The organism is Paludisphaera soli, assembly GCF_011064595.1.
Taxonomy (GTDB): Bacteria; Planctomycetota; Planctomycetia; order Isosphaerales; family Isosphaeraceae; genus Paludisphaera; species Paludisphaera soli.
In genome coordinates this window covers 1-9,754 of record NZ_JAALJI010000061.1, presented here as the reverse complement: position 1 = coordinate 9,754, position 9,754 = coordinate 1, and the positions used below count along the sequence as shown (strand labels likewise).

Annotated in this window: 8 protein-coding genes and 1 pseudogene; 4 read left to right on the top strand and 5 right to left on the bottom strand. The window is 73.3% G+C overall.

What is annotated here, in order from left to right:
• Nucleotides 1-190: 190 nt before the first annotated feature.
• From G6O68_RS30805 to G6O68_RS30795, 3 genes and pseudogenes are all read left to right on the top strand, one after another.
• Nucleotides 191-319: pseudogene (locus tag G6O68_RS30805) on the top strand (recombinase family protein); the annotation flags it as partial.
• A 40-nt stretch (nucleotides 320-359) separates the two neighbouring features.
• Nucleotides 360-1,232: a hypothetical protein gene (locus G6O68_RS30800; protein WP_165253427.1), complete on the top strand. Its 873-nt coding sequence runs from the start codon at nucleotides 360-362 to the stop codon at nucleotides 1,230-1,232.
• Entirely contained in the window at nucleotides 1,229-1,465 is a 237-nt protein-coding gene (locus G6O68_RS30795) for a hypothetical protein (protein ID WP_165253425.1), read from the top strand. Before G6O68_RS30800 ends, G6O68_RS30795 begins: the two co-directional genes overlap by 4 nt.
• 115 nt (nucleotides 1,466-1,580) lie before the next feature.
• Here G6O68_RS30795 and G6O68_RS30790 read toward each other — a convergent pair whose 3' ends face one another.
• Nucleotides 1,581-1,883, bottom strand: coding sequence for a hypothetical protein (locus G6O68_RS30790; RefSeq protein WP_165253423.1), 303 nt, complete (start codon nucleotides 1,881-1,883; stop codon nucleotides 1,581-1,583).
• A gap of 43 nt (nucleotides 1,884-1,926) precedes the next feature.
• Entirely contained in the window at nucleotides 1,927-2,382 is a 456-nt protein-coding gene (locus G6O68_RS30785; RefSeq protein WP_165253421.1) for a hypothetical protein, read from the bottom strand.
• Nucleotides 2,383-2,592: 210 nt separating this feature from the next.
• Here G6O68_RS30785 and G6O68_RS30780 point away from each other — a divergent pair, with 210 nt between their 5' ends.
• Nucleotides 2,593-2,796: a hypothetical protein gene (locus G6O68_RS30780; RefSeq protein ID WP_165253419.1), complete on the top strand. Its 204-nt coding sequence runs from the start codon at nucleotides 2,593-2,595 to the stop codon at nucleotides 2,794-2,796.
• Between the two features lie 163 nt (nucleotides 2,797-2,959).
• Here G6O68_RS30780 and G6O68_RS30775 read toward each other — a convergent pair whose 3' ends face one another.
• The 3 genes from G6O68_RS30775 to G6O68_RS30765 all read right to left on the bottom strand — a co-directional run bounded on the left by G6O68_RS30775 (nucleotide 2,960) and on the right by G6O68_RS30765 (nucleotide 9,688).
• Complete coding sequence (locus tag G6O68_RS30775; protein WP_165253417.1) at nucleotides 2,960-3,385, bottom strand: hypothetical protein; 426 nt, start codon at nucleotides 3,383-3,385, stop codon at nucleotides 2,960-2,962.
• A 263-nt stretch (nucleotides 3,386-3,648) separates the two neighbouring features.
• Entirely contained in the window at nucleotides 3,649-8,286 is a 4,638-nt protein-coding gene (locus G6O68_RS30770) for a serine/threonine-protein kinase (RefSeq protein ID WP_165253415.1), read from the bottom strand.
• 254 nt (nucleotides 8,287-8,540) lie between these two features.
• A protein-coding gene (locus tag G6O68_RS30765; protein WP_390625408.1) for an IS3 family transposase occupies nucleotides 8,541-9,688 on the bottom strand; the annotation gives its coding sequence in 2 pieces (ribosomal slippage) (nucleotides 8,541-9,415 and nucleotides 9,415-9,688; 1,149 coding nt in all).
• Nucleotides 9,689-9,754 lie beyond the last annotated feature (66 nt).

Here is a 9,754-nt window from a genome sequence, read left to right as displayed (position 1 = left end):
CTAGGTCACAGGATAAGCCCGTTGCCTCTGTGTCAAAAACGCCCGTTTCTGACACGCCTGGGGGAGGAGCAGTCGAACGCGACCCGCCGGGCCGCAATCCGCTCCAGAAGGCGTCTCAGAATCAACGTCCCGAAACCTTGCCGGGTCGGATGAGTTGTGACACGCTTCCCCCGTCTTTGTGACGAGAGCCATGCTCATCGGATACGCCCGCGTCTCGACCCGGGAACAAAGCCTCGACCTCCAGCTCGACGCCTTGGAGCGGGCCGGGTGCGAGAAGGTCTTCTCGGACGCCGCGAGCAAGGCGCCGGCCGAGCCCGGCCCGGAGGCCTGACGGGGTCCCCGGCGCGGGAGGGCGGGCCATGTCGACGACGAACGCCGAGGCGATCGACGCGGCCCGGGTGGCGGCGCTGCTGGAGCACGAGGGGCTGGGCTACGCGCACGCGGCGCGGCTCCTCGGCTGTTCCGTCGCGAGCGTCTGCCGGCTCGTGGCGTCCCTCCCCCCGGACCGCCGACCCCGCGAGAACCGGGGCCGGAGGCCGGCCGTGGACGTCGGCGCCGTCGCGGCGCTCCGCATGGCGGGGCTCGCGGTCGGGGAGATCGCCGACGAGTTGGGGAGCCCCCCGGAGGCCGTGCGCGCGGCCCTGGCGCGGGTCCGGCGCGACGAGCTGTTCCGGGCGCCGCCCACGCGGGCGTTCATCCCGAGCGACCCGACCTGCGGCGTCCCGTTCGCTCCGGGCCTGGCGTGCGACGCCACGGGGTACGACTGGCAGCCCCGGTTCCGGGACGTCCGGCCGCTGCCGAGGTCCAACCCCAGGAAGCCCGCGCCGCCCCGGCACGCCTGGAGCGCCGACGACAGGGCCGCCGCGGACAGGCTGGTCGAGGCCGGGAAGACGCTCACCAGGCGGGAGCGTCGGGCCCTGAAGTTCGCCGAGGCCGAGGCGGAGCGGGCCAGAGAGTTATTCGGCAGGCTGTCCGGCTCGACGGACCCCGAACAGCTCGAGCGCGAGGGCGAGGCCCTGGCGAAGCTCCACGAGGGATCCCGTCCCGCCGATCGCGCCTGGCCCGGCCTTTCCGTTATGGCCTGCACCGTCGCGAGCCCCCACGCCCATAGACCCGAGAGGAAGCCGAGGACGCCGTGGACACGACGAGCGAAGCGGAGCGGGCGGAGATCGAGACGACCCTGGAGGCGATCCGGCTGCGGCGCGTCGTCCGGGCCACCCTGGAGGCCATGAGCGAAGCGTCGCCCCGGACGGCGAGGGAAGCCCCCTTCAGGAGATTCGGCCGCCAGTACAACGTGATCCGCGGCGAGGCCGTCAGGCTACTCCCCGGCGTGCGCATGATGCCGCCCCGGGTGCCGGTCGGGCCCAAGATCGAGAGCGGCGACGCGCCCATCGAGAGCCGATACCTCGAGGTCCGATGCTACCTCGCCCAGCTCGACGCCCTGCTGTCGGACGACGACGGCTGAGAGGCCGTCCGGTGCGACCTCTGGAGTAGACTGGAGGCGGGGCGGGGCGGGGCGAGGCGATCGACGGGGGGCATGGGGCGGGTGGGGCGGGGGCGTCGTCCCGACGGGCGGGCCGTCAGTTCCCCGTGTGCCTCGGGGCCGAGAGGTCGACCACCTCGTCGCGGGCGAAGGCGACGACGCGCCAGGTCAGCTCGATCGAGCCGTAGTCGCAGCCGATCAGCCCGCAATAGACGACGCCGCGGTACAGGACGACCGGCGAACCGTCGGCGAGGCACGAGAACGCGGCCAGCGCCCGGGCGAGCTCGGCCTCGCATCCCGCCTCGCCGCCCTCGAGGCGGTCGATGAGGTCGACGATCTCGCGGCGCAGCCTCGCCGACTCGGCGTGCTCGTCCCAGGGCGGCGGCTTCGGGGACGGCATGGCGCGGCCTCCTCGGCGGGTGGACCATCCACCCCTCCGAAACCTAGGACGTCCCGCCGGGATCGCCGACGGATTCGTCGCGGGCGGCCGTGCGCGGCCCCGGCCCGGAGGGGCCGCGAGGCCGGGCCGGCGGGTCCTGACCGGGGACCTCGTAGGAGTGTATAAGGCGGGGACCGGGGACCCTGTCCAGCTTCGGCGGCGGTTTGAGGGCGTAGCCGGCCTCGACGACCGCGTCCCGGGCGGTGTACCCGAAGAGCCGACGGAACTTCGTCGAGCGCGACTTCTCGGGCGAGTCCCCCGTGTTCTCCCGCACGCAGGTGAACACGTCCTTCGGAGGGCTCCTGTGGTGCGGGGGGTCCGGCCTCGAGGTCATGTGGATGTAGACGATCGCCTCGCCGACTTCCAAAGGACCGGGCGGATCCGACCGGTTGGTGTAGATGCAGAACTCGTCCCCGCCGGCTATCGCGTGGAAAACGATCCGCATCGGCTTCTCGCCCATCCCCCACCTCCTCCGCCTCCCGTGATCCCGAGGGTCGGAACCGCTCCGACTTCTCCCCGAGGGTCGCGGCCGGGCTCCATCGCATCCCGCCTCGACTTATACGTGTCGAGCTCGTCGACGGGGACGACGACGCGAGGGATGGGACGGATTTCACGCACGCCGTCATGAAGGGGGCGGGATGGGCCGCGCCGAAGCCGCGAGCCGTCGACGATGCGGCCGGTCTACCGGGAGCTGGGCCTGCCCAGGCTGGACCCCGAGGTCGGGGCGCCGAAGCCGCGAGCCGTCGCCGAGCGGCCGACTTCGCTCGAGGCGGCCTCGCTGCTCGTGCTGGGCCCGAGGGAGCGTCGCGTCCTCGGGATCGAGGGCGGGGCGGGTGCGTGCTCAAGAGGTAAACGTGAGCGGATCGTCCGGTGATGCACCAGTCGAAAGGGCGGGCGGCGTCTCGAACCGGGGGATTTCGCCGCCGTTCCGAACCTGCTCGTGCGGAACCTTCGAGACCACCCTGAAGAGTGGGAGACGCCGACCTCGAGCGATACCTCCAAGTGCTCTGCGGGTACGTGGAGGATATGGTGGGCTATCACTCGAATGTTCGCGCGACGGTGGACATGACCAGGGCGGCGTGTCTCGGCCGATGCGTCGCTGGCCGGGCGGGTCTACGAATTGCGCCGCCCTCAACCCACGGACTCTGCGATGGCGGCTTCGAGCGAGCCACGTCGGCTCCCCGGTCGTCGGCGATCGTGAAGGCCGTCAGGTCGTCGGCAAGGCCGACCCCGAGCCGCGCCTTCGCGTCGGCCTCGGGCCGCAAGCCGTCGTCGACATCGGCCGACTGGGCCGCTTTGATCGCGGCGGCCACCTCGTCGACCATCGGCCCCGGCACCCCGGCCGCGCGGCGGTCCAGCATGGAGATCATGCCCGGCGAGACGTCCGATCCGAACAGCTCGGGGGCCGGCTGCCGGATCGGCCGCTTGGCCTGCCGGTACGACCTGGCGAACATGGCCAGCATCGCCCGCAGGCGACGGCCGAAGGGACCGGTCGGGACTCCTGCTGGGAGCTCGGCGTGCCGCCGGCGGCGTCTACGCGACGGATCGGCTTCGATGGCGTACGCCGCGAGGACTCGTGGCTCCAGCCCTTATCGACATTCGGCGACGGCCGGGGGATGCGGCCCTGCGCCTCGTGAGAGGGCCCGGCCGTGGGTCCAATAATGGAGTTTATGTTCGCACGGGTGGATTTGAACTGGTGGGACGGGACGTGCGGACGCCCCCGGAGCTAGCCGCCGCCGGCCGCGATCGCCCGGAAGTCGTTGCGGCCGCGGACCGCGTCGAGGGCGGCCTCGGTGCGGAGCGCGTCGGCGTCGCGGAACCCGAGCGCTAGGGCCCGGCGGAGGAGTTCGACCGCGCGGTCGGCTTCTGGCCCGGCGTCGGCCGCCGGGACGGTCGAACCTTCCTCGCCGGCGAGACCCGCGAGCGCCGCGTGGGCGGCCGCGGCCTCGAAGCATTTCGAGGCCGATCGGGGCGGCAGCCCGTCGAAGCCCTCGGCCGCCCGCCGGGCGTCGGCCCCCGCGCCTGCGAGGTCGCCCAGGTCGCGACGGGCCAGGCCTCGGCGGCGGAGCGCCCTCGCCAGGGCGAAGCGTCGCTCCGGGCGGACCGGGTCGGCCGCGACGTACCGCTCGTGGAACTCGACGACGCGGTCGAGGGCCTCGCCCGCCTGCGCCGCCCGGCCGAGGAGGCGGTCCGCCTCGGCCATCTCCACCAGCGCCTCCGCCCGCGCGGAATGGTGGTCGGAGAGGGGCGGGGCGGCGGCGGCCAGCGGCTCCAGGACGTCCGACGCCGCGCGGAATTCGGCCTCGGCCCCGGCCGCGTCGCCGGCCCCGAGCAGCAGCCTCCCGAGGCCGACGCGGGCGGTGGCCGAGCGGCCCCGCGCGTCCTCGTCTTCGGGAGACGCCTCGACGACCTCTAGGGCGATCGCCCGGGCCGTGCGGAGCTCGGCCTCGGCTTCGGCCTTCCGGCCCTGCAGCAGCAGCCTCGTGCCGAGGTCTCCCCTCGCCGGCACCAGGAACTTCGAGGCGCGGAGGTCCCCGGGCTGTTCCTCGGAGGCCTCCTGCGCGAGGGTCGTCGCCTCGCGGAGCTGCGCCACCGCCTCGTTCAGATTTCCGGCCTCGTCGAGGACGCGGCCCAGGGAGGCCAAGGCGTTCGCCAGGAAGACGCGACATTCGAGGTCGGCGGGCTCGGCGGCCAGCTTCTTTCGGAAGGCTTCGGCGGCCCCGCGGAGCTCGGCCTCGGCGTCGGCGAACCGGCCGGAGTGCGCCATCGTCATCCCCAGGTTGGTGCGGGCCGTGGCCAGGCGGATGCGCGCCTCGACGTCGGAGGGATTCTCCTCGGCCAGCTTCTCCAGGACCTCGCAGGCGGCGCGGAACTCGGCCTCGGCGGCCGCGGCGTCGGCTCGGAGCTCGGTGCCGCCCAGGGCGTTGTGGCATTCCGCGAGGTTGATCCGGGATTCCGTGACGGCGGGATTGATCCGGACCAGCTCCTCGTAGGTCTCGATCGCGGCGAGCAGCTCCGCCTTGGAGTCCGCCTCGCGTCCGATCGCCCCCAGCAGCATGCCGAGGTTGCCGTGGGCGCCCGCCAGGCCGTTGAGCTGTTCGGGGCCGGGCGCGTCGTCGGCCAGCTTCAGCCAGTCCTCGACGCCGGCCCTCATCTCGGCCTCCGCCTCCGCGAGCTTCCCCATCGCCCAGAGCACGAAGCCCAGCTCGGAGCGGGCGGCCCCCAGGTCGCGCCGATACTGGAGGACGGCGGGCTCGGCCTCGACCAACTTCGCGTCGATCGCGACCACGGCCCGGAAGTCGGCCGCGGCTTCCTCGGCGCGGCCCCCCGACCTCCGCAACGAGCCGAGCGTCAGGAGGGTGCGGGCCAGGTTCACCCGGTGGTTGGAGACGGTGGGCTCCTCCTCGATCAGCTGCTTGCTGAGTCGCAGGGACTCGAGGTATTCGGCCTCCGCCTCGGCGGCCCGCCCGGTCACGGCCAGCAGCCGGGCCAGGTCGGCGTGGGCGCTGGACAGGTTCTGACGCGCGGCGGGGACGTCGCGACGATCGCCGGCGACCCTGGCGAACGTGGCCAGGGCCGCGCGGAGCTCGGGTTCGGCCTCGGCCGACTTGCCGACCGCCTGGAGGTGGTTGCCCAGGACGGCCCGCTGGATCGCCTCGCGCTCGCGCAGGATCGGGAGGTCGGGCGAGCCGTCGGCCGACTTCCGGGCCAGCTCGACCCCTTCGCGGTAGGCGGCCTCCGCCTCCGCCGGCTTGCCCGCGGCCTGCAGGAACCCGCCGAGCGCCCTCAGGACGCGGGCCACGTCCTCGTGGCGCGCGGTCACGCCGGGGTCGTCGTCGGCCAATTCCCTCGCGATCGCCAGCGCCGCGCGGAACTCGGCCTCGGCGGACTCGGCCCGGCCCGTCGCCCCGAGGAGCTCGCCGAGGGCCTCGTGGGCGGCCGCCCGCCGTTCCCGCAGGAGGGCGACGCCCGGATTGGCGTCGGCCAGCTCTCGGGAGATCGCCAGGCCCGCGCGGAATTCGGCCTCGGCCTCGCCGGAGCGGCCCGTCATGGCCATCAGCCTGCCGAGCCCGCCGTGGGCGATCGCCAGGTTGCTGCGACGTTCCGCCGAGGCGGGATCCTCGTCGGCGAACTCCCGGGCCAGCGCCAGCTCCCGGCGACGCTCGGCCTCGCATTCCGCCGTCCGGCCCAGCGAGTTGAGCGCGACGGCGGTCAGGCCGGCGGTCGCGACCCGGGCCCGACGGACCGTCTCGTCCCGGGCGCCGGCGTCGCGCGCCGCGTCGAGGTCGACGCGGGCTTCCTGAAGCTTTGCGAGCGCCGCGGCCGGCCCCTCCTTCTCGAGCAGCAGGCGGCCCATCCCGCGGCGGCAGTCGCCCAGGGCGGCGAGCCGAGCCCCCATCGCCGCATCATCGGCCGGCGGGGCGAGGGCGGACTCGGCCTTGATGAACGTCGCCAGCGCCTCGTCCGCACGCCCCGTGTCGTGCAGCAGGGCCGCGACGGCGGTCAGGCTGCGGCCGACGTCGACGAGGTCCCGGCCGCCCCCGCCCGGCGGGGCGGCCAGCGCCTCGCGCTCGGCCAGCACCCGGCGATGGGTCTCCAGGGCCGCCGCCGTGCGTCCCACCTTCGCGGTCATCTGGGCCGTCTCGAAGTGCGCCTCCGCCAGGGCTCGGCGCGACGCCGGGTCCGACTCGCCGTCCAGCATCGCCCCGAGCTTCCCGTAGAAGTCCGAGGCCGACTTCAGCAGCCGGTCGCGGAGGTCCTTGAACTCATCCTCCCTGAGGAGGAAGTCCTCGGCGACCCCGGTGTGGAAGGTCCTGATCGCCTCGACGGCGAGGTCGTACCGCGCCTGGACGGCCTCCTGGGACCTGGCGAGCGCGGCGTTCGCCCGCGTCTCGCGGCCCAGCGACTGCTCCAGCGCGGCCTTGGATCGGACCTGCACGGCGAGGACCGCCGCCAGCCCGACGACGCCCGCCGCGAGCGCGACGACCGCGGCGGTCACGGCCGTCCGGTTCCGCCGCGCCCAGCGACGGGCCCGCCTCGCGAGCGGCTCGGCCCAGGCGCGCACCGGCTCGTCGGCCGCCCAGCGCTCCACGTCGTCGGCCAGGGCGCGGCAGGCGTCGTAGCGGTCCTCCGGCCGCGTCGCCATCGCCTTGAGGCAGACCGCCTCCAGCGCCGGGTCGATCGTCGGGACGAGTGCGCGGGGGGGCGCGAACTCGCCGCGACGCACGGCCTGCAGGGTCTCGACCACGTCGGCGTGCCGGAACGGCGGCTCGCCGGTCAGCAGGCAGTAGAGCGTCGCGCCCAGGCTGTAGACGTCCGAGCGGGGGCCGAGCCGGTCGAGGTCGCCGGCGGCCTGCTCGGGGCTCATGTACGCGGGCGTGCCCAGGGCCGAGCCGGGCAGGGTCTCGGACGAGCCGGAGGACGACGGGGTCAGCGTCCGCTCGTCGTCCGCAAGGCCCTCGCCCGCCTCGCGGCGGCCCAGGGCCTTGGCCAGGCCCCAGTCGACGACCAGCGTCTCGCCGTGCTTGCCGACGATCACGTTGCCCGGCTTGACGTCGCGGTGCAGGACGCCTCGGGTGTGGGCGTAGTCGATCGCGTTGCAGACGTCGATGAACCGCCGCAGCAGCTTGCGCAGGGCGAGCGATCGGGCGCCCGCGTCCCGCTTCAGCGTTTCGGAGCCGTGGAAGGCGGCGATCGCCTCCTTCAGGCTGTCGCCGCGGATGAACCGCATGGCGTAGTAGGGGCGGCCGTCCCCGTACGCCCCCAGGCCGTAGACGGGGACGATCCCCGGGTGCTCCAGCCCGCCGGTGATCTCCGCCTCCAGCAGGAAGCGCTGGCGGCTGGCGGCGTCGTCGGCGTGGCGGTCGAGGATCCGCTTGAGCGCGACCTCGCGCCGCAGCTCGCCGTCGAACGCCACGAAGACCGCCCCCAGCCCCCCCTGGGCGTGCGGCCGCAGGACGCGGAACCGCTGGCCGTCGGAGGTGGCCGTGCCGACGGAGAACGACGCCGTCCGGTCGTCCACGCCGCCTGCGGCGGTCGAGTCCGACCCGAGGTGGTCGATCGTCGCGTCGACCTCCGGGTCGGCCAGCCGTCGCAGGGCCTCGCGCGTCGACGCGCCCACCGCCAGCGAGGCCAGGCTTTCCTCCGCGTCGCCGCCGTGCCGGCGGAGATGCTGGGCGGCCAGGCCTTCCAGCAGGGCTCGCTGCTCCGCATCCAGGGCGCCCCGGTCGCCCAGGTGGTCGGCGAGGCCGCGAGACTTGTCGCGCGTCCAGGCCTGGAACGAGGCGACGAGCTGGCCCTGGTCGATCAGCCCGACCTGCAGGGCGAGCAGGCCGTAGAGGAGGTCGCGGTCCGCGGCTGCCATGGCGAAGTCGTCCCCGATGACCCGTGCGAGGCCGCCCGCGGCGGGCGGCGTGCCGGCATTATCCCAGGCCCGACGACGGCCGTCATTCAGGATCGGGGATATTCGCAGGCCTCGCGTCCTCGGCCCCGACCTTCGTGGATCCGCCGCTGCCCCCGGGCCGCCGGTCGACCGGAGCGGCACGACCCCTGACGACAGAGTCCGGTAAGCCGCCTTTATTGGACTTCCCCCCGGATGGCGGGCGCCGGGTTAACGGTCTATCCGGCTCGTTCGTACTCGGCGGGTGACCTGTATCCCAGCGACGAATGCCGCCGGACTCGGTTGAAGAAGACCTCGATATATTCGAACAGGCTCGCCCTGGCCTGCCCCCTCGTCGCGAAGATCTCGCCCCGAGTCAGCTCCTTCCTCAGGCTGGCGAAGAAGCTCTCCATCGGCGCGTTGTCCCAGCAGTTCCCCCTCCGACTCATGCTGCACACGATCCCGTGATCGCTCAGCAGCCGCTGGTAATGATCGCTGGCATATTGGCTCCCGCGGTCCGAATGGGCCACCAAACCCTCGCCGGGCGAGCGGCCGGCCAGGGCCATCTCCAACGCGTCCACGACCAGCCGGCTGTCGATCCTCGGGCCCATCGACCAGCCGACGATCCTCCGCGAATAGAGGTCCTCGACGACGGCCAGGTAGAGCCAGCCTTCGGCCGTCGCGATGTAGGTGATATCGGCCGCCCAGGCCCGATCCGCCGCCACCGGCTCGAACCGGCGATCCAGCACGTTCTCGGCCACCGGCCGGTCGTGGTTGGAGTCGGTCGTGCAGCGGAACTTCCGCCTCGTCTTGGCGGCGATCCCGTGCTCTCTCATCAGCCGGGCCACGGTCTTGACGCCGCAGGCATGGCCCCGGGCGACCAGCTCGGCGTGGATCCGCGGGCTTCCGTAGCGGGCCTTGACCTCGACGTGGACCGCCTTGATGGCGACGGCCAGGGCCTCGCGTCGTCGCGTCCTCTCGCTCTCCGGCCTTCCCCGCCAGCCGTAGTAGCCCCCGGGCGAGACGGCCAGGATCCGGCACATCAGCCGGACCGGCCATCGACCCCGATGGGCCTCGACGAAGTCGTATCTCATGACGACTCCCTGGCGAAGAAGGCCGTCGCTTTTTTCAGGATTTCACGCTCCATGGTCAGTCGCTTGACCTCGGCCCGGAGTCGCCTCAGCTCCTCCTCCAAGGCCGGAGGGTTACCCCTGCCGGGGAAGGCCTGTTCGCCCTGGGCGGCGATGGCCTGCTTCCAGGCCCTGAGCATGCTCTCGCCGAGGTCGAGCTCGCGGGCGACCTCGGAGAGGCTCTTACCTTGCTCGGTGATGCGGCGGACCGCCTCGGCTTTGAACTCGGGTGTGAAGGTTCGTCGGGTCTTGGCCATCGGTGGACTCCTGGGTTCGAGCTTACGCTCCTAACCCGGCGCCCGCCATCCGGGGGGAAGTCCAAA